Origin of the sequence: Mucilaginibacter sediminis (assembly GCF_051903035.1) — a bacterium.
In the GTDB taxonomy this organism is placed as follows: Bacteria; Bacteroidota; Bacteroidia; order Sphingobacteriales; family Sphingobacteriaceae; genus Mucilaginibacter.
In genome coordinates, this window is record NZ_CP170602.1 from 669143 (window position 1) to 695522 (window position 26380).

Genomic DNA, 26380 nt, shown 5'->3' on the forward strand with positions numbered 1-26380 from the left:
CCAAACTATGTGGGACTTAGCATATCGAGGATTGCTTCGTGCCTCGCAATGACGCTGTATTATTAAAAAATGCCAATCAATGAAAATATACTATAAAATAATTTTTACCCTGTCGTTAGCCATGCAATCACTGTTTAGTATTGCATCAGCCAAACAAACGAGTATCGTAATAATCCCATACGGTAAAGGCAATAGCATTGTTTATGATCTTAAAACCGGTATCTATAATGTTTATCATGGCAAAACAACCTTGTTTTCTAATGTAACATCCACTTTCAAAATAAAAGATGCAGCCGTAGCTACCACTGATAATTTATATCGTAGGTATGCCTCAACACCCATAACTGATGGTTTTGGCAAAGGCGAAAAATACGTAGTAACACTTACCGGCAGCGGCTTGCCAAAAATTGAACAGGTATTTTACGTTTATCCGGGTCGGGAATTTTTTCTGACCCAGGTTGTATTAACAGGAAAAAAAATATCCAGCAATTCCATTATTCCGTTTTCCGGGAATATTCCGGCTGTTACGGGCGATGCGCGCAGCGTTTTTGTGCCCTTTGATAACGATACGTTTATCCGCTACAATGCCAAAGAGTTCAAGGCCCCGTTCAGCAATACCAGTGCCGAAGTAGGTTCCATATATGACAACGCCAGCCGCAACGGTTACATAGCTGGTTCTGTTGAGCACGAGGTTTGGAAAACCGGGGTTCGCAGCACCGCTACGGGCGAAAGTAACCGCATGGTTGTTTGGAGCGGCTATACCGAAGAAAGCGTAACCCGTGATAATATTGAACATGGCGATGTTAAAGGTGATATAGTGCAGTCGCCCAAGATATTTATTGGTTACTACAATGACTGGCGAACCGGTATGGAAGAATATGCTAAAGCCAACCGCATTGCCGAACCTCCGTTTGTTTTTAACTGGACAAAACCTACGCCTGTTGGATGGAATAGCTGGGGCGTGATGCAGGAAAAACTAACCTACGAGAAAGCCACAAAAGTGGCCGATTTTTTTGCCGATAGCCTGTCAACCTTCCGCACCGGTAAGACTGCTTTTATCGATTTGGATTCCTATTGGGATTTTATGCTGAAGGGCGGCTTAGAAGGAGATTACAGCAGGCTGAAGGAGTTTGCCGACTATTGCAAAAGCAAGGGATTGCAACCCGGAGTTTATTGGGCGCCATTTACCGATTGGGGCTGGAAAGATGGTCCCGACAGAAAAGTAGCCGGCACTAATTATACCTACGGCGAAACCTGGACAAAAGTTGGTAAAGGCTACCACGATATTGATGGCGCAAGGGCTGTTGATCCTACACACCCCGCAACGCTGCAACATATTGATTTGGTGATTGGCAAGTTGAAGGAATGCGGCTTTAAGATGATTAAAATAGATTTCCTGGGCCACGCTACAGCTGAATCTACTCATTTTTATGATCCCGCCATAACTACAGGAATGCAGGCTTATCGTAAAGGGATGGAATACCTGGTAGGCAAATTGGGCGATCAGATGCTTATTTACGCCGCTATATCGCCAAGTTTGGCATCGGGCCGCTATGTGCATACCCGCCGCATTGCCTGCGATGCTTTTAAAAGTATCGATAATACGCAGTACACTTTAAACAGTGTAAGCTATGGCTGGTGGCAAACCTATTTGTACAATTTTGTTGATGCCGATCATGTGGTGTTAAACAACGAAACTGAAGGGGCCAACCGCGCCCGGATGCTTTCGGGCATAGTTACCGGTACGTTTATTACCGGCGACGATTTTTCCGTACACGGACAGTGGAGCTCAAGGGCTATAGCGTGGTATCAAAATCCGGAGATTTTAACGGTTATTAAAAATGGTAAATCCTTTAAACCGGTTGAGGGTAATACCGGCGAAAACGCGTCTGAACTGTTCACTCAAAAAATCGGGAATGCGTATTATGTGGCCGTATTTAATTACTCGGATACCCCCAAAGCGTTTGTATTGGATTTTAAAAGGTTAGGCCTGCCCCTGCAAAAATATAAAGTTACCGAAATACTGAAAGTCACGAATACAGATTTGAATGTAAAATTGCCTGCCGCTGATGCTGTATTATATAAATTTGAGTTCAAGAACTAATAATCAATAAATTTAACCTTATTTGTACCTGATTAATAACCTATAAAAAATTGAGAAAGACGTTTACAAACAAAGCATTGCCATTTGGTGTGGTGCTTGTAAGTTCGATGGTGATGGCTATGGGAAGCTACGCCCAAACTGTTACCATCCCGGTAGAAACACAAAATAATGCCCTGGTGCTGCAAACCGGAGGCGATAAAACCCTTAAAATGGTTTACTTCGGCAGTAAGCTGGGTAACGCCAAAGAATACGAACATATTGGCAAAATGTACCGCCAGGCCGATGACTCGGGTGTGTTAACTGAAGCCTACATGGCATCGGGCTCGCAAAGCCTGGCCGAACCGGCAATAACCGTGACGCATACCGATGGTAATAAATCCCTCAACCTGGTTTATGTAAGCCACACCGTTACCAAAGTTGACGAGGATATAAGCCTGCTTACCGTTAACCTGAAAGATCCTGCCTACCCGTTTGAAGTAACATTATATTATAAAACCTATTTTAAAGAGGACGTTACCGAACAATGGTCGGTAATAAAACATAACGAAAAGGGTGAAGTGACGCTGAACAAATATGCATCGGCCAATCTTAATTTAAAAGGTAATGGCTTTTGGCTAAAACAATACCATGGTAATTGGGCGCTGGAAATGCAACCCGAAGAAGCTAGATTAACCCATGGTATTAAAACTATTGATAGCAAACTGGGCACCCGCGCTAATTTGTATGAGCCATCTATGTTCATGGTATCTATGGATAAACCGGCTACCGAGGATGAAGGTAAAGTAATGCTTGGCGCGCTGGAATGGTCGGGCAATTTTAAAATCGATCTGGAGTTGGATGTATCCAATAACTTAAGGGTTATTGCCGGTATTAACAATGCTGCGGCCGAATATCATCTTAAACCTGCACAGGAGTTTACTACGCCGGCGTTTGTCTATACTTATTCAGATCATGGTAAGGGAGATGCCAGCCGTAAGCTGCAACGTTGGGCACGCCAATATAAAATTGTTGATGGCCAGGGTGATAGACTTACTTTGCTGAACAACTGGGAATCGACCTATTTTGATTTTAACGAAAGCAAACTGTTTGGTTTATTAAAAGATACCAAAAAATTAGGCGTCGATTTGTTTTTGTTAGATGATGGTTGGTTTGGCAACAAATTTCCACGTAATGATGATCATGCCGGTTTAGGCGATTGGCAGGAAAACAAATTGAAATTACCTAATGGCATTGGTTCGTTGGTAAAGGAAGCAACTGCCGATGGCGTGAAATTCGGCATTTGGATTGAGCCCGAAATGGTTAACCCCAAAAGTGAACTTTACGGCAAACATCCGGATTGGGTGATAAAGCAACCAAACCGGCCCGAAAAGTATTTCCGTAACCAGTTGGTGTTGGATCTTGCTAATCCTAAAGTTCAGGATTTTGTATTTGGCATAGTGGATGACCTGTTTACCAAAAACCCAACCCTGGCCTATATTAAATGGGATTGTAACGCGGTGATTTATAATGCATATTCAGCTTATCTGAAAAAAGATCAATCGCATTTGTATACCGACTATGTTTTCGGTTTGTATAAAGTATTGGAACGTGTCAGGGCAAAATATCCCAAAGTACCTTTGATGCTATGCTCTGGCGGCGGTGGCCGTGTTGACTACGGCGCACTCAAATACTTTACCGAGTTTTGGCCAAGTGATAATACCGAACCGCTGGAAAGGGTGTTTATCCAATGGGAGTATTCCTATTTTTATCCTGCCATCACCAGTTCAAACCACGTTACCGACTGGGGTAAACAGCCTATAAAATTCCGCACAGATGTGGCTATGATGGGTAAGCTTGGGTTTGATATTGTAGTAAGCAAACTAACTGAGCAAGACCTTACCTATGTGCATGATGCGCTTAAAAACTATGAATACCTGAAAGATGCCATCTGGCACGGCGATCAATATCGCCTGCAATCGCCGTGGGATAACGATGCCGCATCTATTATGTATGTTAATGAAAGCAAATCAAAAGCAGTTGTATTTAACTATTTGGTTAATAATCGTTACAATGCCGGAACAAAGGTGCCTATCCGCCTGAAAGGCCTCGATCCGCAAAAAAAATACCTGGTTAAAGAGATTAACCTTTATGCAGGCTCCAACTCATCCATCGAAAATAACCTGGTTTTAACAGGCGATTTTTTAATGACCGTAGGCATCAACCCCGATGTTAACAGCGGCAGAACAAGTGTTGTTTTGCAGCTCGAAGAAAGCAAGTAACAAGGATGTTATGTAACAAGGCTGCAACAGTTTAAAATAAACCGTTGCGGCCTTGTATTTTTAGCCGGATTAATTCCTGTCAACTTTACAAGTTTTAAATTGATAGCCTCAAGTTATAAGTCAGCTTGCTACTTATAACTTCTGGCTCAGGACTTTTAACTCAGGACTTAACCCAGCTACATCCGCCTTACCATGAAAAAAACTTTACTCTGTTTATTTATATTGACGTTTGCCGCCATAGGCTATGCCCAAAACCGCCGGGGAGGTGGTAACGGTAATGGAAACAACGGCGCGGGTAACTTCGGGAGGCAACGTGGTACAAAAGATCAAAAAGGTCCTTTGCCTTTCAGGGAAGTTTATGGGGTAGTGAAGGATACTACAAATAAAAAACTGGAAGGGGCAACCATTAAACTGATATCGGTTACAGACAGCATGGTTACCAGTACCGGCCCGACAGGTAAGTTCAGGTTTGGGAAGGTTAAATCGGCTACTTTTGTTATCACTGTTACCAGCGTGGGGTTCCAAACGGTTGTCCGCAAGATGTTGAATAACGACGAATCGCGCAGTTTAGAACTTGATGCTTTTGTCTTGAAGCCGCAGCAACACATGCTGGGCGAGGTAGTGATAAATGGCGAGCCAAGTGTTACTTACAAAACCGATACGGTTGAGTATCGTGCCAGCGACTATAAAGTACGCCCGAACGCTACTGTTGACGAACTGATTAAAAAAATGGAGGGTGTGGAAGTTGCCAAAGACGGAACGGTTACCCACCAGGGCCAGGCCGTAGTAAAGGCCCGGCTGAATGGTAAAGATTATATTGGGGGAGATGTTGCCCAGGCAATTAAAAATTTGCCTGCCGATATAGTTGATAAAGTACAGATAATTGACGACTACGGCGACCAGGCGGCCCGTACCGGCATCAAAGATGGCGACCCGCAAAAAGTGTTGAATATTACCACAAGGGCCGATAGATCGGTAGGTAATGTTGGTCGATTAAGCGCGGGTGTAGGCAGTGACGACCGTTATGATAACCGCCTGTTTTTTCAGAGGATAAACGGCAACGAGCAGATAGGGGTGATAGGCAGTTTTGTAAACACCGTAAATGGTGTTTCGGGCGGAACCGGTGGCGGCAGTGGCGGTACTACCAAAACAGGTGGGCCTAATATCAGTTACCGGAGTTATCTCACCAAAAAAATCCAGATAAATACCAGCTACAACTATAATTTTCGGGATGTTAATTCAATTAACCATAGCGATGGTCAACAGTTTAGCACATTGGGTACCACTAATTTTATCAGGAACTCCAATTCACAAAATAATAACAAAACTCATAATGTAAACCTGGAACTGGAATATAATATCGATAGCGCTAATTACCTGAAAGTGACTCCCAGTTTTAGCTACTCGGGCGTAAACTCAACAAACACATCTCAAAGTTTCAAAACCGGTCTCATTCACCAGGATATTTTGGGGCTAACCGGTAGCAATAATACCGTGCCCACCTGGGGGGCTATTGTATTTTATCAGCATTTGTTTAAAAAACCAAAACGCAACCTATCGCTGCAGGTAAGCTACAACCGGGTGGATAATGAAACCGTTAATGAGCAGGATAATAACATCATCTACTACCAGGATTCTACTAATCATGTTTTAAAAGATTCACTGGTGAACCGCCACATCAGCCGCAGTAACCTGAGTAAAAGCTTCAGGACGAGTTTTACCTACGTTGAGCCCCTTACCGATGTGTCGCAACTTGAGTTTAACGCCCAGGTAAATTCGCGAAGTTATGATAACCAGGCCTATACCTATAATATCGATTCGCTGGGCAGGCGCAGTCTTGTCGATTCATTGAGCAATGTTTTTAAATACTCATTTACCGAAACCCGCCTTGCACTTAATTATCGCATTAATCAAAAAAAATACAATGTATCAATAGGTGTAACCGGTGTGCCAACCGTTTTGGACGGAACAAAAGTAACCGGTGGGGTGGTAAGTACGCACCGCACTAATTTTAATCTGATCCCGATAGCGCGTTTTCAGTACGTATGGTCAAAGCAGGAGCGTTTTTCGGTTAACTATTCTGGCAGCCCGCAAGAGCCTTCATTTAACCAGATTCAGCCTGTGCGCGATGAGTCTAATCCGCAAAACCCGGTTGTGGGTAACCCCGATTTGAAACCATCATTCAGGAATTCCATCAATTTGCAATACAATAACTACATAGTCGATTCAAAGTTCAATGTATCCGCCAACGCCAACGTGAGCTTTATTAAAAACCAAATTGTTACCAATACGGTGCAGATAGCCGATACTCTTGGCGCTTTAAAAAACGAAACACACTATATTAACTTAAATGGCAGCTATACAATAGGCGGTAACTACAATATTTCGAAACAACTGGACAATAGGAAATATAACCTGTCGCTTAACGGCACCATCAATTACGGCCATGGTGTGTCAATGAGTAACAACGTTCAAAACTTTACCACTACCTGGCATTTTAACGAACGTTTAGGCCCACAAATAAACCCAAGCGAATCGGTAGAAATTAACCCGTACGTTTCCTATGACGTGGCAAAATCATATTTCACGCTACCGCATTCGGTAAATACCAATATCAGCACAACGGCTTTAGCCATTGATGGTAAGTTTTATTTCCTTACCGGGCGTACTGCTACCTTTGGCTACAGTGCTAATAAAAACTTCGTAAAAGGGATATCGCAAAACCTTACCCGTAATCCTTTGGTCATTAACGCATACATTGAACAGCAGTTTTTTAAGCGCCGCAACCTTACGCTCACATTCCAGGTATTTGATATATTAAAGCAAAACAACTTTGTTAACCAGGTAACTACCGAAAACTCGGTAACCAACACCCTCAGTAACGCCCAAAGCCGCTACTTCATGTTCAGCGCCAAACTAAACCTGCAAAAATGGACGGGCTCGCCAATGCGTCATGGGCAACGGATGAAAAGGAGAGGGGACGGAAGTTTTATTGAATAATATAAACCTCTTTCAATTATATCGTCGGTTTCTTTGTAGATCAAATGAATACATCAGCAAATTTGGCAGCCAAAAAACTAAAAAATTGACCGGTGATTTTTCTGCAACCCAATGCTAATATCATACAATAGTCTGAAAAAATGTTACAGTAAATGATACAGCCACAATGCTACATTTGTTAATACAATTTTAAACCATAATATAAACTTTTACCGTTCAACCCGTTCCAAACATGAAAATGTTACCCGTGGTCGATTTTGCCGTTATAGGTATTTACCTTATTGCCATGGTATTAATCGGCTTTTATTTTTCGCGGAAGAATAAGAATGCCGAGCAATTTACCACCGGCTCGGGTTTGATACCGGGCTGGGCTATAGGGCTATCCATATATGCCACATTTTTAAGCAGCAACACTTTTTTGGGCGTGCCGGGTAAAGCCTATGGCGGTAACTGGAGCGCTTTTGTATTCAGCCTGTCTATGCCTCTGGCGGCGTGGATAGCGGTTAAATATTTTATACCATTTTACCGTAACAGTGGCGAAGTATCAGCCTATACCCATTTCGAAAAACGTTTTGGGGCATGGGCGCGTACTTATGCGGTTATTTGTTTTTTACTTACACAGCTGGCGCGTATGGGCTCGGTGTTTTTTGGTATTGCATTAAGCCTGCAGGCGCTTACAGGGGTGTCTATGAAACTGATAATGCTTGTTATGGGTATTGCTATTATCATCTACACAGTATCGGGAGGTATAAAAGCGGTTATCTGGACGGAGGTAGTACAAGCCATTATAAAAACACTGGGAGCAGTGCTTATTATTTACCTGGTGGTAACCAATGTGTCAGGCGGTTTTGCCCAAATACTGTCCATAGGTAAAATAGCCGATAAGTTTAGCCTGGGCAGTTTCTCGTTAAATTTTACACAGCCCACGTTTTGGGTAATATTGTTTTACGGTTTTTTTATAAACCTTAACAATTTTGGGATGGACCAAAATTATATACAACGGTATCATGCGGCAAAATCAACCAGGCAGGCAGCAAAATCGGTGTGGCTTTGTGTGCTGATATATATCCCGGCATCGTTCCTTTTTTTTGCGATAGGATCCTGCCTGTATGCCTACTATAGCCAGCATCCCGGTTTACTTTTGAGTATAAAGCACCAGGTAGCTGCGGAACGGCTTCCGTTAACGGCTACCCCCGGCCAGGTAAACGCCCTGATGGCCACATTAACGCCTGCCGATTATGGCGATAAAATTATGCCTCATTTTATGGTAACCCGTATTCCAACAGGGTTGGTGGGCATTATTGTTGCGGCAATTTTATCGGCAGCAATGAGTACCATCAGCTCGGGGATGAATGCATCGGCTACCGTTTTTGCAATTGATATTTATAAACGGTATTTTAAACCGAAGCTTAATGGCAAGCAGACACTTTTTTTATTACATATTGGCACCGTAGTATTCGGCTTTGCCGGTATGGGCGTGGGTATAGCCATGATAGGGGCAAAAAGTATTCTTGATTTATGGTGGCAGCTTTCGGGCATATTTGCCGCGGGCATGCTGGGCTTGTTTTTATTAGGCATCATCAGCAGGCAAACTAACAATCACGAGGCAATTATAGCCACCATTATAGGTGTTATAGTTATCATATGGCTTACATTTCCGGCCATTATTCCAGATCAGTACGCGTCGCTTCGCAGTACTTTCAATACTAATATGATTATTGTGGTGGGTACGCTCTCCATTTTTCTTACGGGCATACTTTTAACAAAAGCAAGGCGGCAAACGGTTTAATTACTCATTTAAATTCAATTCAAAAACAAATGGAACAGGCGAAAAAAGGCTTTATACCGGTAATGTTGACACCTTTTAAAAGCGACGGCGGTATTGATTATGACGCACTTACACAACTTACAGAGATGTATTTGCAGGCAGGCGCCGCCGGCGTATTTGCCAATTGCTTATCCAGCGAGATGTTTGAACTCAAGGAAGATGAGCGGCTGCAACTTATCAGACACGTTATACAAGTGGTGAATGGCGCCGTACCTGTAGTAGCCACAGGCACCTTTGGTGGCACTGTTACACAGCAAGCCGATTTTATAAAAAAAGTGCATGATACAGGTACAGCAGCGGTAATTGCCATTACAAGTTTACTGGCAGATGTTAACGAGGGAGATGAAGTTTTGAACGACCGCGTATTTGACTTATTTGAACAAACTACAGGTATTCCGCTGGGTTTTTACGAATGCCCGGTACCTTATAAAAGGCTGTTATCACCACAGCAGCTTATTGATTTTGTAGCCACTGGCAGGGTAATTTATCATAAAGACACCTGTCTCGATATTAACCAGGTAAAGCAAAAATTGGCTGCCCAGGACGTAAACCCGGCCTTTGGTTTATACGATGCATATATGGGGCACGCCGTTGAAACTTTAAAAGCAGGTTCGGCCGGCCTGTCATGTATCCAGGGGAATTTTTTTCCGGAGCTAATTGTATGGTTGTGTAATAATTATGCCAATGAGGCTTTGCAGCACGAGGTAAATATGGTACAAGAGTTTTTAACAGATAATATGGTTGTGATGCATAATGTATACCCGGTTATAGCTAAATATTATTTAACCAGGCGCGGATTAAAAATTTCGACAGTTACAAGGCGTAACGTGGGGCAATTTTCGGCTTCGGTGCGTAACCAGATGGAAGATTTGTATAGCAGTTATACTTTACTGCAAAATAATATCGGTATTTTGTAATAGCTAAAAGCCGACTTGTTAATTATAATATATAAATCAATTAGCTATGCCACAGCAGCCTTTTGTCCTTTAATATATCGCCTCTTGTACTCCAGCGGGGTCATGTTGGTAACCCGTTTAAAATGCCGGTAAAAATTTGAAATATTATTGTAGCCGCACTCAAAACATAGTACCTCGGTAGGCAGCTTATCCTCAATTAAAAACCGGCAGGCGTGGCTGATCCTTATCTCCGTTAAAAAATCAAAATACGTTTTCTTGGTCATCAGCTTAAAATACCTGCAAAACGAGGTAACGCTTAAATTACCTATAGCTGCTATTTTTTCGAGGCTGATTTCCTGTTTATAGTTGGCAAGTGTGTATGAGCACACTTTATTCAGCCGGATGGTATCCGATTCGTTTGACTGGTGAAATTCGCTGTGTGAGAGAATGATCGGGGCAAACTCTTCAGTTTCGGCCAGTATTTTCAAAATAGATAGCAACACAATGATGCGTTCGAGGTTGGTTGCCTCAACCGCCTGGCGCATTAACCCAGCCAGCTTTTCCCTGGCTTCGCCTTTTATCACCATGCCGCTTTTAGCCTTTTCAAATAGTTTTGGCAGTAGGTAAGTTTCGGGCAAATTCAATAAATATTTGCCCAAACAATCCGGTAAAAAGTGAATTACAATAACCTCTACGTTCAAGCCAGAATCGGGTAAAAAGTATTCGTCCTTGCAGCGCCAGCAGTGGGGTAAGGCCTCGCCAAGTAAGGTGATCTCGCCGGGCGAAAAATTGCTGATATTATCACCAATAAAACGCACACCTTCGCCTTTAATTACGTAATGCAGCTCCAGTTCGGGATGATAATGCCAGATACCCCGGAAGGTTGGCAAAATATCATGCCTGATGCTGAAAGAGTTCTGTGGTTTTACAGCAACCTTAAGGAAATGAGGCTTCATTTTAAAAAATCAATATACTGGTTATAAAATAAACAGTTTGAACACTGCTTTCTATATGGCTTACAATATTTAAAATTATAAAAATTAATGCAAAAGATGTTTATAAAATGGTAACAATTCTTTGACGTTTGTTACATCAGCTGTGAAATTAAGGTTATGATAGGATCGTACAATAAATTGATAAATACAGGTAGAAATTGCACTCCCTAATATTTGATATTTGTTTAAGCATCCTGTAAAACAGTTTGCTGCAGCCAAGTTTATAAACCCCAATAAGGTAACCAACATACAGTGTTTAATTAAGGTATTAGTAATATATATCCACTTGTTTTATTTTGTAAATACGATTGAAATAAAGTAAAATATATCACAATAGTTATTTAATATGTTGATTTTCAGTTGTTTGGTTTTTTATAAGGAGTTAAATGTTTGAATCAGGAGAAAAAATTATGAAAAAATATATTGTTATGTTAATGTTACTGTGTGGAGGGTATTCAGCCGCACTGGCGCAACCGGCGCCGGCAAATGCCGGGAGCGATAATTACACGCAGGTAATTACCCAACGTGCAGCAAAAATTGTGGATGTGTTAAATATTAGCGACTCGGCAAAATATAAAAAGGTACGTGATATTATTGTTGGCCAATACCGCGGCCTTAATGATATATATAACGACCGGAACGCAAAAAACAAACATATTAAAGAACAACTTGCCAATGATAAACCCGCGGCTGCAACCAGGATGGCCGATGTTGACAGCGCTGTTGTTAAACAGGTGAAAGCGCTGCATGCACAATACCTTTCGAAATTAACTGCCGAATTAAATGCCGACCAGGTGGATAAAGTTAAGGACGGGATGACCTACCGGATTTACCCGATAACGTACACCGCTTATTTAGATGAAATACCCAGCCTGACCAATTTGCAAAAAGACAAAATCAAAGGCTGGTTACTGGAAGCGCGCGAAAATGCCATAGATGCAGAATCGTCGGAAAAAAAGCATGCCTGGTTTGGCAAATTTAAGGGCCGTATTAATAACTACCTATCTGCGCAGGGCTACGATATGAAGAAGGAAGGCGAAGAATGGCAAAAGCGGATTAAAGAAAGGGCTGCGGCAAACAAATAAAAAAAGTAGGGTTGATAAAGTGAGAAGTATTACCTGAACATCAATTATAACCAATTAATTAACAGAATTATGAAATTCAATTCCATGACTTTATGAGAAAATTTTTCCTCTTATTTTCGGTACTGCTCCTGCTTAGCAGTACTTTGATGGCCCAAACCCGAACCGTAACAGGCAAGGTGGTGAGCAGTGACAAAAACGAACCTTTGATAGGCGTTTCTGTACAGGTGAAAGGGAGCACTGCCGGCACAACTACCGATACCAGCGGCAGGTATTCTATTAAAGTTACCAACCTGCAAAGTGTGGTAATCAAAGTACAATACATTGGTTACGCTTTCCAGGAGAAAACATTAAATGTTGGCGAAATGAACGCCGATTTTAGAATGGTACCCACATCAAGTAATCTTGATGAGGTGGTGATAGTTGGCTACGGAAGCCAAAAAAGAAGCCACCTAACCGGCGCTGTGGAAACTGTAGATATGACAAAGATCCAGGACATCCCAACAACCAACCTTGCTGCCGCATTAAGGGGTACCAACGCCGCGGTTGGCGTATCCGGTGGTACAGCCAGGCCAGGGCAAAATGCCTCTATCACTATTCGTAACCCTATTTTCCTGGCAAAAGATGGTGGCAGCACCGATCCTTTATACATTATTGACGGAGCCAAGCGCACACTATCAGACTTTAACCTGCTGGATCAGAGCGAGGTTGAAAATATCTCGATTTTGAAAGACGCCGCGGCCGCCATTTACGGTATCGAGGGAGCCAATGGCGTAATCATTGTAAAAACAAAACGGGGTCACTCCGGTCAGCCAAAAATAAGCTTTAGCGCGTCGGCAGGTTCGGCAGATGCGGTTCAATTGCCTAAAATGATGTCGGGCCTACAACTGGCAACCTGGTTAAATGATTATGAACAAGGCCTGAACGGGTTTAACATAACCCCTGATGGCTATATAGGCGGAGATTTAACAAAAAAAGACCTCAACTATTATACTCCTGATGAACTGGCCTATTTTGCCGATAACAACAACAACTTTTTAAAACAGGCGTTCCACCCGGCCTTAGTTGAGCGTGGAGCAGTTAACGTTAGTGGCGGTAACGATAAGGTTACTTATTTTGCCGGCGCAAATTACGTTAATCAAAACTCCAACTTCTCGGGTGTTAATACCAACCGTTTTGGTTTTCGCGGTAGTGTTGATGCAAAACTGGCGCAAGGCTTAAAGCTTAGCTTATCGCTAAGCGAAGATGTATCCAAGAGCAAAAGCTATTGGTACAAACTGTCTGGCACATCCGAAAGCCTTGACAACGACTTTTTATCACTAAACCAGGCACCGCCATGGCAGCAATATTTTATAGATGGCCATCCGGTATACCTCAGCTCAAGAACAGCTACCGATAATATTAACTTTTTTGCAGTACAAAACTCAAATAATTATACCAGTAGTAATAATTACATTATGAATGCGCTGGCTAACTTAAGCTACGATATTCCGGGTGTAAAAGGCCTATCTGCAAATGTAAGTTATAACAGGAATATCAATAATAACTTCAGTAAGCAATACGGTACAAGCTTCGTTTATTACCAATACTCGGGTACCGGTTCCAACAACCATATACCGGGCGGCACAATTGTAGGCACGCCTACTATAAAAAACGGGGACAGGGTAAGGTTAACGCCAAGCATTACGGATAATTACCAGTTTAACGCCAGCCTTAACTATAACCGTATTTTTGGCAAGCACGAGATATCATTTATTGCCCTATACGAACAATATGAAACCAGTTTTGAAGGCGTAAACGCCGAAGCTGATGGCGTTATACTCAACGGTAAAGACAATCAGAACTTTACAACCGGGGCACAATCATCAAACCAGGCATCCTCTATTAGTGAAGGTGGTAAACAGGCTTACGCAGCCCGTTTAAATTATGGTTATGCGGATAAATACCTGGTTGAATTATCGTTAAGGGCCGATGCCAATACCAATTTTCCTCCCGGAAACCAATGGGGGTATTTTCCGTCGGGTTCTGTTGGATGGGTGGTATCCAAAGAAGATTTCTTTAAAAATGTTTCTTTTGTCGATTTCTTCAAGCTAAGGGCTTCCGTGGGTTCGTTGGGGAGTTATAACACAAAAGCATACCAATACGCTGTAAATTACAAAATTGGTACCGGAAGCGGCGGTGGCGCCGTGTTTGGCGGCAACAACGCCGATAAAGGTATAGGCTTAACAACCAACATTGCTATTGCCAATCCTGATTATACCTGGGACCACGACACCAAAACGAACTACGGGATCGACCTTCGTTTCCTCAACAATCGTTTATCGGCCACTGCCGATTATTTCTGGGACCATCACTATAATATGCTGGCCAGTTTAAACTCATCGGTTCCGGTTACAGTTGGGGCCACGCCTTCAACAGAAAACTACGGCAGCATCAACACTTTCGGTTACGAGGTGAGTGTATCCTGGAAAGACCATATAGGTAAAAACTGGACCTACAATGTTAGCCCGTTTTTTACCTGGAGCGATAATAAATACCTGAAATATGACCTGTCTTCGGGATTGGCAGGTACCTTCCAGGATTTAACTAATAAATCAGGAGATCAGGGTACATTGGGTTATAAATCATTAGGCATTATCAGGACACAGGCCGATGCCGATGCGATTATTGCAGAACGTGCAACCGCGGCAGGCGGAGCTGGTAACGTAACTATCATGTCGCAGGCGGTTAAGCCTGGTATGTTAAACTTCCAGGATTTGAATGGCGATGGTATAATTGATTCGAAAGATTTACAGTTCCTTGGTCATAAATCCAATAATCATTATTCCATGGGCTTTAACTTCGGCGGCTCCTATAAATCACTAAGTTTAAATGTGATCATGGGTTTATCATGGGGCGGCACAGCATCAATTGAAGGAGCGGCAACCAAACAGGCTACCGCTTCAGAAAATCGCCCGGTTTTCTGGGCTGATCACTGGACACCAACCAACACTGAAGCAAAATATCCGGCGCCGTATTATTATCAAACTTATGCCGTAACAACCGATTTTTGGTTTGTGAGCCCGGTTACCTGGAATATTTCGAGCGCTAATTTAAGCTATGCTTTGCCCGATAATATTTCAAAAAAACTTGGTATGGCCAGTGTAAGGGCATATGTAGTAGCAACTAATCCGGTTTCGTTTTTAAATCCGTATCCAAACAGTTACCGAAGCCAGTCGACGCCATTTACTTCATATCCCAACCTTCGTACAATATCTTTTGGTTTAAACTTAGGTTTTTAAATCTTAAAAAAATGAAAACATTAAAATCACTAAATATAATATCGGCAATTGTTTTAGTAACGTTATCCGTGCTGCTAACAAATTGCAAGAAGGTTCTTATGAAAGAGGATCTGCAGTATACCACACCCACCGAAGTTTTTAACGATTCGACGCTGGCTATATTAAATATCAATTATATATACTCGGCAAATCAGCCGGCATGGTTTGGCAGTACCGGTGGCGCTTTGGGCGGCGGTGGCGCCATGTGCGATGAATTTTACGGCGATAACGCCTTCGTTAAGGGCACCGTGAATATTGAAACCGTTGGCGATATTGGTACTGCTGTATCGGTAAGTAATAATTACGGCAAAATAAGGGTTATCAATACCACGCTGGCCAGCCTTGCAACAAGTACATTACCGCAAGGGACAAAAAACAGGTACCGTGCCCAGGTTTTATTTTGGAGAGCTTTCAGATATTTTGACCTTGTCAGGTTATATGGTGGCGTGCCATTGGTGCTAACGCCCCTGCAGGCCATAGGCGCCGAGGCCAAGAATGCGGCTTTGCTGCCACGCAACAGCACGTCAGAATGTTTTAAGCAAATAGTGAGCGATTTGGATACCTGCATAAAATATTTGCCGGGCAAATGGACAGGTTCTGATTACGGTCGTATTACTTCGGGTGCGGTTGCGGCTTTTAAAGGCAGGGTGTTGTTAACCTACGCCAGCCCGCAGTTTAACCCTTCAAATGACCCAACCCGCTGGCAGGCAGCAAAAGTAGCCAATGATGCAGCCATCCAAACGCTTACTACAAACGGATACGGGCTTTATCCCTCGTATGATGGCTTATGGTTTGTAAAGGGAGTAGCCAACACCGAAGCCGTAATGGTTACCGAATATAATAATCAAACAGATGATAATGGCACAAACCCCAATGGATACGATAATGCTACCAGGCCGGCATACTTGGGCACAAAAGGCGGCTCAAATCAGCCAACATGGGATATGGTGAAAAGTTATCCAATGCTTGATGGAGCTGCCCCGGGTGCTTCAGCAAAGTATATCTATTCTGATAATACGTTTTTTGATAACCGCGACCCGCGGTTTAACCTTACGATAGCTTACAATGGCTGCAAATGGCCACTTTTGGGCAACACCAATTACAGGCTGTGGACATACTTTTACTACAGCAATGCCGCCGGTACAAGTACGAAATCTACAGAGCCTACGTCGCCAACCGGAAGCGGTTTTTACTTGCGCAAAGCTATTGATCCTTCAATTTCATTAAGTAACACGCAATATATTGGTACCGACTGGATTGAGATACGCTATGCCGAGGTATTGCTTAACCAGGCCGAATGCGCGGCTGCTTTAGGCGATGTTACCACAGCTTATACCAATTTGGTTGCCTTAAGGAAAAGGGCTGGTGTTGAAGCGGGCGCCGATAATTTGTACGGCCTGCAGGCAGGTATGGGCGCCGATCAAATGATAAGCGCTATCATGACCGAGCGACAAATTGAATTGGCCTTTGAGGGTAAAAGATACTGGGATTTGCGCCGCAGGAAATTACTGGAAAGTACTTTAAATGGCAAAAAGAGAACGGGCGTTACTATCACACTAAATAATACAGGCACAGGTAAGGACTACCTGCTATTAACCCGCGATGCTTTGGCAAATACATCTTTAGATGATCTTTATACCACATCGTTTACCGTTAAATCAAAAACGCTGGATACTTATAACCTTGCAGTACAATCTGCCGATTATTATTTTGGCATACCTACGGCAGCGCTGCAAAACAATTCAAATTTATTGCAAACCAATACCTGGGGCGGCGCATTTGACCCTTTGAAATAAGATACATAAATGGACGCTCATTTAAAGAGCCCTATTTTTAAGATAATATCAATTAAATATGAAAAAACACACAGCCTTATTTATAGTTGTGGCAGCGTTGGGGTTTGCAAAGCCCGCGTTTGCCCAATACCCGGAGGTCCCTCAGAAGGTAAAAGACGAGAGTGAAGCATTAATGAAAGAGGCTACCCGCCGTTCAGACTCGGCCTGGCAAATTGCGTTGCCCATAATTAAAGCCGATCAAAGGCGGGGTAAGGTTTATGTGCCCTGGGCAGGAAGGCCGACTGATTTGCCACAGGCAAAAATCCCGGCGTTCCCCGGGGCCGAAGGCGGCGGCAAATTTACCTATGGCGGTCGTGGCGGTAAGGTGTATGTGGTTACCAGCCTTGAAGATAGCGGCCCCGGCACCTTGCGGGAAGCCTGCGAAAAAGGTGGTGCGCGTATAGTAGTATTTAATGTTGCAGGTATTATCCGTATAAAAACGCCCATTATAGTGAGGGCGCCATACATCACTATTGAAGGGCAAACTGCGCCCGGTGACGGTGTTTGTATTGCCGGCGAATCATTTTGGGTAAATACCCACGATGTAATTATCCGTTACATGCGTTTCCGCCGTGGCGAAACAAACGTTGGGCGCAGGGATGATGCATTGGGCGGTAATCCTGTAGGTAATATTATTGCCGATCACGTATCTGCGAGCTGGGGGCTTGATGAAAACTTTTCGATGTACAGGCACATGTTTGATCCGGGCGATGGTTCAAAAGAAGAAAAGTTGGGTACGGTGAATATCACCATCCAAAACTGTATCTATTCTGAATCGTTGGATTATTGGAACCATGCTTTTGGCAGCACTACAGGCGGCGAAAATAGCTCCTTGATGCGTAACCTTTGGGCCGATAACACCGGCCGCAACCCATCGGTGGGTTGGAATGGGGTTTATAATTTTGTAAACAATGTGGTATTTAACTGGCACCACCGCTCGATGGATGGCGGCGATTATACTACAAACTATAACGTTATCAATAACTACTTTAAACCCGGCCCGGTGACACCCAAAAACGAACCTGTCGGGCACAGGATACTGAAACCCGAATCGGGCAGGAGCAAACTGAAGGAGAAATTTTTTGGCAGGGTATACGCTGTGGGTAACATCATGGAAGGCTATCCTGAGGTAACTAAAGATCCATGGAACGGTGGTATCCAGGTTGAAGGGCCGGGAGGTAAGGAGTTACCTGATGCAGGTGAGTATAAAGATTACATGAAATCGGATGTTCCGTTCCCAATGCCGTCTTTAACTATCATGTCGGCTACGGATGCCTATAAATTTGTGATTGCTAATGCGGGCGCCACACTTCCCAAACGCGACCCGGTTGATGTACGCATTACAGAACAGGCGCGTACCGGAAAAATTGTATATAAAGAGGTGGAAACCGATACCGCTTTCCAGTTTAAAGTGCGCAAGTTACCTAAGGATTCTTATAAATTAGGCATCATCACTGCTCCATGGCAGGTTGGCGGATATCCCGACTATAAAGGTACGCCATACAAAGATTCGGATAACGACGGTTTACCTGATGCCTGGGAAATTGCACATGGCCTTAACCCTAAAGATGGCGGCGATTCGGCTTTGCCGGCAAAAAATGGCGGTGGTTATACCAATATAGAGGTATATTTAAATACGGTGGCGCTTAAAGGAGAAAAGAAACTGGCTGCGTTAAAATAATTATAATATAGTAATGTTAAGATTTTGGGTAAGTAGGTTTATATTTATGTTGGTTGGAGGTATGCTTTTGCATGCCTCCTTATTTGCTCAAAAAAAGAAACAAAACAAACCACAGTCACCTGTTGTTGCCGAAAAAAAGGGCAAGCTTGTTTATGCAGTAGCCCCTAATGGCGACCGTATTCCAGATTATTCATACTGCGGCTATATGGCTTCTGAACAGGCCATACCTAATGTGCCTGTACGTATTGTAGTGCCACTAAAGCCCGGCGATGCAACGCTCAGAATTCAGTCGGCAATTGATTTTGTAGCCGCTTTACCGGCCGATAAAGAAGGTATCCGTGGTGCGGTGTTGCTAAATAAAGGTGTATATCAGGTTAAGGGCAGTTTAAACATTAAAGCCTCGGGTGTTGTTTTACGCGGAAGCGGTATAGGCGCTAATGGCACCACATTGTTTGCCGCTGGTACGGATAGGGAAACATTTATCCGGGTTGCCGGCGCTAAGGACAGGCAAACATCAAAAGAAATTAAAATTACAGATGCTTACGTACCTGTAAACGCGTCCGTTTTTCATATTGCCGATGGTGGTGCAATTAAAGCGTGCGATATGATCCTGGTACATCGCCCCAGCACGCAAGCCTGGATAAACACCATAAAAACCGACCATTTTGGTGGTGGCTTAACAGCGCTTGCCTGGAAACCCGGCGAGCGTGATATTTACTGGGACCGTAAGGTAACAGCAGTTAATGGTAATACAATTACCATCGATGCTCCGCTTACTACTGCCTTAGATAGCGCGTTTGGCGGTGGCCTTATATCAGCTTACACATGGCCAGGCCGCATCGCACAGGTTGGTATCGAAAACCTCGAACTGCAGTCGGCCTATGATCCCTCAAACCCTAAAGATGAAGCTCACCGCTGGATGGCGGTAACTATGGAAAATGTAACAGATGCCTGGGTAAGGCAGGTGACATTCAGGCATTTTGCCGGTTCGGCGGTATTTGTTTTGCCTACCGGTAACCGTATTACTGTTGAGGATTGTAAATCATTGGCGCCGGTATCAGAAATTGGCGGGCAGCGACGTAATACATTTTTAACCATGGGCGGCCAAACGCTGTTTCAGCGCCTGTACACCGAAAATGGCTTTCACGATTTTGCCACAGGTTATTGCGCGCCCGGTCCTAACGCATTTGTGCAATGTATGGCGGTTCAATCAAATAGTTTTAGCGGCAGTATAGATAGCTGGGCTTCAGGTGTTTTATTTGATATTGCCAATATAGATGGGCAACCTTTAAGCTACCTTAACCGCGGCCAGGATGGGCAGGGAGCAGGATGGAATGCGGCAAACAGCCTGTTTTGGAATTGTACTGCTGCCCGGGTTGATTGCTATCAGCCGCCAACAGCGCAAAACTGGGCTTTTGGCACCTGGGCGCAATTTGCCGGCGATGGCTATTGGGAAGAATCAAACAGTTCTATTAACCCGCGCAGCTTTTATTATGCTCAATTGGCCAACAGGCTAAATAAAGATGTGAGCAACCAGGCCAATATTTTATATCCGGCGACAGAACCATCAAGCAGCCCAACTGTTGAGCAGGCGGCCGAATTAATGGCCGCTGCCCGGAAACCAGCTGTTACCATTAACGAATGGATTGATGAGGCCCCTAAAAGAAATCCCATCAATATTTCATCAACAGGAATAAAAAACATTGATCAGGTAGGGTATAAGCCGTCAGTTGGCGCCACGCCGGCCCCAAAAATGACGGTGCTTAACGGCTGGCTGGTACGTGGGAACACGGTATTGGCAGGTAAACATTTTGAAACACCCTGGTGGAACGGCACTGTCCATCCCGATTATACCGATAAGGAAGCCAAACCGGCCATTGCCCGTTGGGTGCCCGGCCAGACCGGGACAGGACTTACCGACGATTTAAACGATGTAGCTGGCTGGATGCTTCATGACAACATTATAACATTTGAGCATAATTATGGCTTATGGTATGATCGCCGCCGCGATGATCATGAACGCATCCGCAGGATGGACGGTGACGTTTGGGCGCCATTTTATGAACTGCCGTTTGCCCGCAGCGGTAAAGAGTTAGCCTACGATGGTTTAAGCAAGTATGATTTAACCAAATATAACACCTGGTACTGGAGCCGCTTAAAACAATTTGCCGACCTGGCCGATCTGAAAGGTTTGGTACTGGTGCATCAAAATTATTTTCAGCACAATATTATCGAAGCCGGGGCACATTACACCGACTTTCCGTGGCGCACTGCCAACAACATCAACGGTAGCGGTTTCCCCGAACCAGTTCCTTACGCGGGTGATAAACGCCAGTTTATGGCCGAGCAGTTTTATGATGAAACCAACCCTGCAAGGCGTAAGTTGCACCAGGCTTATATTAACAAATGCATGGATAATTTTGCGGGCAATAACGGTGTAATTCAGTTGATTGGAGCTGAGTTCACCGGCCCGCTCCATTTTATGCAGTTTTGGGTAGAAACCGTTAAGCAATGGGAAACTACCCGTAAACACAAAGAAATTATTGGCCTTAGCGCCACCAAGGATGTGCAGGATGCCATCCTTGCCGATCCTTCAAAAGTATCGGTTATAAATGTGATCGACATTCGTTACTGGTATTACCAGGCCAACGGCGCGGCATATGAACCCATTGGCGGCCAAAGCCTTGCCCCGCGCCAGCAGGCCCGCATTTTAAAACCCAAAGCAACATCTTTTGAGCAGGTTTATCGTGCAGTGCATGAATATCGCACCAAATACCCTAATAAGGCTGTGCTATTTTCTGCTGATGGCTATGACCATTTTGGCTGGGCTGTATTTATAGCCGGCGGATCATTACCGGTATTACCTGCGGGTACAGATAAGCAGTTTTTAACCGCGGCAAGCAGCATGAAGCCCGCCGAATTGCCCGGTGCGCCAAAAGACCAATGGGCATTAAGTTCGGCCAAAGGATACATTGTTTACACCAATGCTGATAAGGCCGTTCGTTTGGATCTGCCTGCCAATACCATTTATAAAGCGCAATGGATAGATCCCCAAACCGGCCAGGTCTTGCCGGGCGACCAGGAGGTAAACGGAGGTAACGGAACCGAAATAAAAAACCCTAACGTTGGTGCAGCCATTTTATGGCTAACATGTAACTAAATAATTATGTTAAAAAAGGCTGTTTTAATTGGCGTTATCTCTTGTTTGCTTTTCTCGTTCAAAAGTAATGAAACAGCTATGCCTGTTTTAAAAATAGCGGCAAATCAACGGTACTTTACAGCAGCGGGCAAACCTTTTTTCTGGTTGGGCGATACCGGCTGGCTGCTGTTTTCGAAAATGAACCGCAAGGAGACTGAACAATACCTGGATACCCGGAGCAAGCAGGGTTTTAACGTGATACAGGTTATGGTGATCCATAGCATTAATGAAACAAACGCCTATGGCGACTCAGCTTTGGTCAACAAAAATTTGGCTATGCCCCAAATTACAGAGGGCAGTACTTTTGGTAATGGCAACAAATATGACTACTGGGACCATATTGACTGGGTAATTGGTAAAGCCGCAGAAAAGGGGCTGTACATTGCATTGGTACCCGTTTGGGGATCGGTAGTAAAAGAGAACCATGTAGGTCCGGCCGCAGCCAGAGCATATGCGGAGTTTTTAGCCAGAAGGTATAGCGGCCACTCCAATATAATATGGATGAACGGAGGCGATATAGCCGGCACCGATTCCATGAAAACATGGAACGCCATTGGCAACACGCTCCGCAGCCTCGATACAACGCATCTGATTACATACCACCCGCGCGGTCGTACACAATCATCTACCTGGTTTCATGAGCAGTCCTGGTTAAGTTTCAATTGCTTTCAATCCGGTCATCGCACCTATGCGCAGGATACTTCAAAGAAGGACCTCAAATATGGTGAAGACAACTGGAAATACGCGCAGGCAGATTATGCCAAGCTCCCCATAAAGCCTACACTGGATGCCGAGCCATCCTACGAAAAAATTCCTTATGGCCTGCATGATATCAAACTGCCTGTGTGGACAGCCGCCGATGTAAGGCGCTACGGTTACTGGTCGGTTTTTGCCGGTGGTTGCGGGTACACCTACGGCGATAACGATGTGATGCAGATGCATAAACCAACAGACAAAGGCAGCGCATATGGATCAAAAGGATATTGGTACAACTCTATTAACGATCCCGGTGCCAGGCAAATGATCTACCTGAAAAAGCTGATGCTTTCGCGGCCCTACTTTGACCGTATACCAGATCAGCATTTGATTGCAGGCCTGCAAGGCGAAAAATATAACAGGCTGATAGCTACCCGGGGCAAAAACTATGCATTTGTTTATACTTATACGGGCAGAGAGATGAGCATCAATCCCGAAAAATTAGCTGGATCAAAAATAAAAGCTTCGTGGTTTAATCCCCGTAACGGACAAGTTACAGCTATTGGGACCATGGCAAAAGCAAAAACACTTAAATTTAATCCTCCCGGCAGGAAGGCAAACGGCAACGATTGGGTGCTCATTCTCGACTCCATATAAAACCTATTGAAAACACACGTGAAACGGCTATTTACATATATATTACTATTGTTTGCTTCTGCTATAATATCATGCAAGGCGAGTAAAAGCGTGTATATGTTTACGTCGTTTCATGAACCGGCAAATGAAGGGCTCCGTTTGTTGTACAGTTATGATGCCATACATTGGACAGACCTAAACCGAACATTTATAAAACCCGAAGCCGGTGAAGCAAAAATTATGCGCGACCCATCCATCGCCCAGGGCCCCGATGGTGTTTACCACCTGGTATGGACAACCGGCTGGAAAGATGATAAGGGAATAGGCTACGCCAGTTCAAAAGATTTGATTCATTGGTCGGCCCAGCAACATCTTAACGTGATGGGTTACGAGCCGACGGCAGTAAATGCCTGGGCACCGGAGTTGTTTTATGACGACGAGGCAGGCAGGTTTATTATCGTATGGGCATCAACAGTGCCAAATCGTTTTGCAAAAGGGCAGGAGGATGAAAACAATAACCACCGGCTTTACTATACCACTACTGCCGATTTTAAAATTTTTACGCCAACCAAATTATTCCTGGATCCTGGCTTTAGTGTAATTGACGCCGAAATTGTAAAGCGGGGCAAAAACGATTATATCCTGGTAATGAAGGATAATACCCGGCCTAACCGTAATATCCTGGTAGCTTTTAGTAATAATGCCCTGGGGCCTTACAGCAACTATACCAAACGCTTTACCGAAACGTACAGCGAAGGTCCGTCTATGACCAAAACCGGTAAAAACTGGTTTATTTATTACGATTCGTACCGGTTAAAAAGATATGGCGCTATGCGCACAACCGATTTTAAAACCTTTACCGATATAGCCGACAGTATAAGTGTGCCCACAGGGCATAAACACGGAACTATATTTAAAGTAACCCAAAAGCAACTGAACTTACTGTTAAAAGATTCGGTGGCTGTTAAAGCTAATCAACAATGAACAGGACTATCTATATATTACTTTTTACCATTATTGCTTTTTGCGCCAGGGCACAGGATACCGTGCACTACAGCGGCAATACGGTAGTAAATGTTGATTATCACCACGGGCAGTTAATCCCGGCTATAGGTGTTCACAGCAAGCAGATATTCAGGGCCAACCGGGAGCATCCGGAATTGGCCGATGGCTTTGGGTTTACTTATAACCATGCGCCTATGCTGGCGTACTGGAACAATACTTTTTATGTAGAGTACCTGAGCGATAAAGTGGGCGAGAGTGTACCGCCGGGGCAAACATTGGTGATCTCATCTGCCGACGGGCAAAACTGGTCGAAACCAACATTGGTTTTTCCACCTTACAAAATACCCGATGGTACTACAAAAGAAGGGCATCCCGGCGTGGCAAACAACCTGTATTCGGTAATGCACCAGCGCATGGGCTTTTATACCGCCAAATCAAAACGCTTGCTGGTATTGGGTTTTTATGGCATTTGTTTGGATGGGCACGATGACCCCAATGATGGGCAGGGCATAGGGCGTGTGGTGCGCGAGGTTTTACCAAACGGAAAATATGGGCCCATCTACTTTATCCATTACAACCCCAAATGGAACGAGAAAAACACAAGCTATCCCTTTTATAAAACCAGTAAAGACAAGGGTTTTGTACAGGCCTGCGATGAGTTGATGGCTAACCCCTTAATGATGATGCAGTGGGTAGAAGAAACCGATAAAAAAGACCCTTTAATCCCGTTGCATAAAGATTATAAGGCTTTCAATTTTTATCACCTGCCCGATGGCCGGGTAGTAGGCTTATGGAAATACGCGCTGACAGCCATTAGCACCGATAATGGTAAAACCTGGCCTGCAAATGCTGCACGTGCGCCACGCTTTGTAAACAGCAATGCCAAGATATGGGGGCAGCGCACATCCGATGGTAAATATGCAACAGTTTATAATCCTTCCGAATTCAGGTGGCCCTTAGCTGTTTCGGTTAGTGATGATGGGCTCAATTATAAAAATCTGTTACTGGTTAACGGCGAAATTTCGGCCATGCGGTATGGCGGCGCTTATAAATCATATGGGCCGCAATATGTGCGCGGGATAGAAGAAGGCAACGGTACACCACCCGATGGTAAGCTGTGGGTAACCTACAGCATGAATAAGGAGGACATATGGGTATCATCAATATCTGTACCCCTAACCGAAATAGCAGGTGCGCATGCCAATGAAGTATTTAATGAGATGCCCGCCGGTAAAGAGCTGGCGCTGTGGAATACTTACAGCCCGCAATGGGCGCCTGTGGCTATTGAAAAAGCCCCTGACGGCGAAAAAAGCCTTACCCTGAAGGATAGCGATCCTTTTGATTATGCCAAAGCAGAGCGCGTGGTGCCTGTATCTAAAAAATTAATGGCCGATTTTACCATCATCCCCAGGCAAAATAATACCGGAATGTTGGATATAGAGTTCCAGGATGAAAAGGGCAGTGCTGCTATCAGGCTTACGCTCGATTCGGCGGGGCAGTTTAGGACCAAGGCGGGATACCGTGATAAAAACATTATGAAGTATGAGGCAGGCAGGCCTTATCATATCATCCTGAAACTAAACACCAATACCCGTTTTTATACCATGAATGTAAACGGAAAAGATGTACTGATGGCATTATTTTTTGCCCCGGTATTAAGCGTTAACCGTGTTGTTTTCCGCACAGGCGAGGTACGGCGTTTTCCCGACACGGACACACCAACGGATCAAAACTACGACCTGCCAAAAGCGGGGGAATCTACCAGGTCCGCGGTTTATTACATTAAATCATTTAAAACAGGCAATTATTAAAAATGGGTAGCAGAGCGATATTTTGCTGTTTGAT

General features: G+C 44.1%; 14 protein-coding genes. 13 read left to right on the forward strand and 1 reads right to left on the reverse strand.

Annotation, left to right across the window (positions count from 1 at the left end):
• Positions 1–79 precede the first annotated feature (79 nt).
• The 5 genes from ACFGVS_RS02520 to ACFGVS_RS02540 all read left to right on the forward strand — a co-directional run bounded on the left by ACFGVS_RS02520 (position 80) and on the right by ACFGVS_RS02540 (position 10107).
• Complete coding sequence (locus tag ACFGVS_RS02520; protein ID WP_439697307.1) at positions 80–2104, forward strand: alpha-galactosidase; 2025 nt, start codon at positions 80–82, stop codon at positions 2102–2104.
• A gap of 50 nt (positions 2105–2154) precedes the next feature.
• Complete coding sequence (locus ACFGVS_RS02525) at positions 2155–4362, forward strand: alpha-galactosidase (protein WP_439697308.1); 2208 nt, start codon at positions 2155–2157, stop codon at positions 4360–4362.
• Positions 4363–4554: 192 nt separating this feature from the next.
• On the forward strand, positions 4555–7362 hold the full coding sequence (locus ACFGVS_RS02530) for an outer membrane beta-barrel family protein (RefSeq protein WP_439697309.1): 2808 nt from the start codon (positions 4555–4557) through the stop codon (positions 7360–7362).
• A gap of 232 nt (positions 7363–7594) precedes the next feature.
• Complete coding sequence (locus ACFGVS_RS02535; protein ID WP_439697310.1) at positions 7595–9151, forward strand: sodium:solute symporter; 1557 nt, start codon at positions 7595–7597, stop codon at positions 9149–9151.
• A 29-nt stretch (positions 9152–9180) separates the two neighbouring features.
• Positions 9181–10107 (forward strand): dihydrodipicolinate synthase family protein, encoded by a 927-nt coding sequence (locus ACFGVS_RS02540; protein ID WP_439697311.1) that lies wholly within the window; start codon positions 9181–9183, stop codon positions 10105–10107.
• Between the two features lie 44 nt (positions 10108–10151).
• Here ACFGVS_RS02540 and ACFGVS_RS02545 read toward each other — a convergent pair whose 3' ends face one another.
• Positions 10152–11042 (reverse strand): AraC family transcriptional regulator, encoded by an 891-nt coding sequence (locus tag ACFGVS_RS02545; RefSeq protein ID WP_090647882.1) that lies wholly within the window; start codon positions 11040–11042, stop codon positions 10152–10154.
• 449 nt (positions 11043–11491) lie between these two features.
• On the opposite strand from ACFGVS_RS02545, the gene ACFGVS_RS02550 reads away from it, so the two are divergent.
• The 8 genes from ACFGVS_RS02550 to ACFGVS_RS02585 all read left to right on the forward strand — a co-directional run bounded on the left by ACFGVS_RS02550 (position 11492) and on the right by ACFGVS_RS02585 (position 26346).
• The gene (locus ACFGVS_RS02550) at positions 11492–12166 is read left to right on the forward strand and encodes a DUF3826 domain-containing protein (protein WP_439697312.1); all 675 of its coding nucleotides are present in this window, start codon (positions 11492–11494) and stop codon (positions 12164–12166) included.
• Positions 12167–12258: 92 nt separating this feature from the next.
• On the forward strand, positions 12259–15444 hold the full coding sequence (locus ACFGVS_RS02555; protein ID WP_439697313.1) for a SusC/RagA family TonB-linked outer membrane protein: 3186 nt from the start codon (positions 12259–12261) through the stop codon (positions 15442–15444).
• A 98-nt stretch (positions 15445–15542) separates the two neighbouring features.
• A complete protein-coding gene (locus tag ACFGVS_RS02560) occupies positions 15543–17279 on the forward strand; it encodes a RagB/SusD family nutrient uptake outer membrane protein (RefSeq protein ID WP_439697314.1) in 1737 nt (578 codons plus the stop codon).
• Positions 17280–17337: 58 nt separating this feature from the next.
• A complete protein-coding gene (locus tag ACFGVS_RS02565; protein WP_274213757.1) occupies positions 17338–18999 on the forward strand; it encodes a polysaccharide lyase in 1662 nt (553 codons plus the stop codon).
• Between the two features lie 13 nt (positions 19000–19012).
• Positions 19013–22159, forward strand: coding sequence for a DUF6298 domain-containing protein (locus ACFGVS_RS02570; RefSeq protein ID WP_439697315.1), 3147 nt, complete (start codon positions 19013–19015; stop codon positions 22157–22159).
• Positions 22160–22165: 6 nt separating this feature from the next.
• A complete protein-coding gene (locus tag ACFGVS_RS02575; RefSeq protein WP_439697316.1) occupies positions 22166–23551 on the forward strand; it encodes a glycoside hydrolase family 140 protein in 1386 nt (461 codons plus the stop codon).
• 18 nt (positions 23552–23569) lie between these two features.
• Complete coding sequence (locus ACFGVS_RS02580; protein WP_439697317.1) at positions 23570–24514, forward strand: glycoside hydrolase family 43 protein; 945 nt, start codon at positions 23570–23572, stop codon at positions 24512–24514.
• The gene (locus ACFGVS_RS02585; RefSeq protein ID WP_439697318.1) at positions 24511–26346 is read left to right on the forward strand and encodes an exo-alpha-sialidase; all 1836 of its coding nucleotides are present in this window, start codon (positions 24511–24513) and stop codon (positions 26344–26346) included. Before ACFGVS_RS02580 ends, ACFGVS_RS02585 begins: the two co-directional genes overlap by 4 nt.
• Positions 26347–26380: the final 34 nt, after the last annotated feature.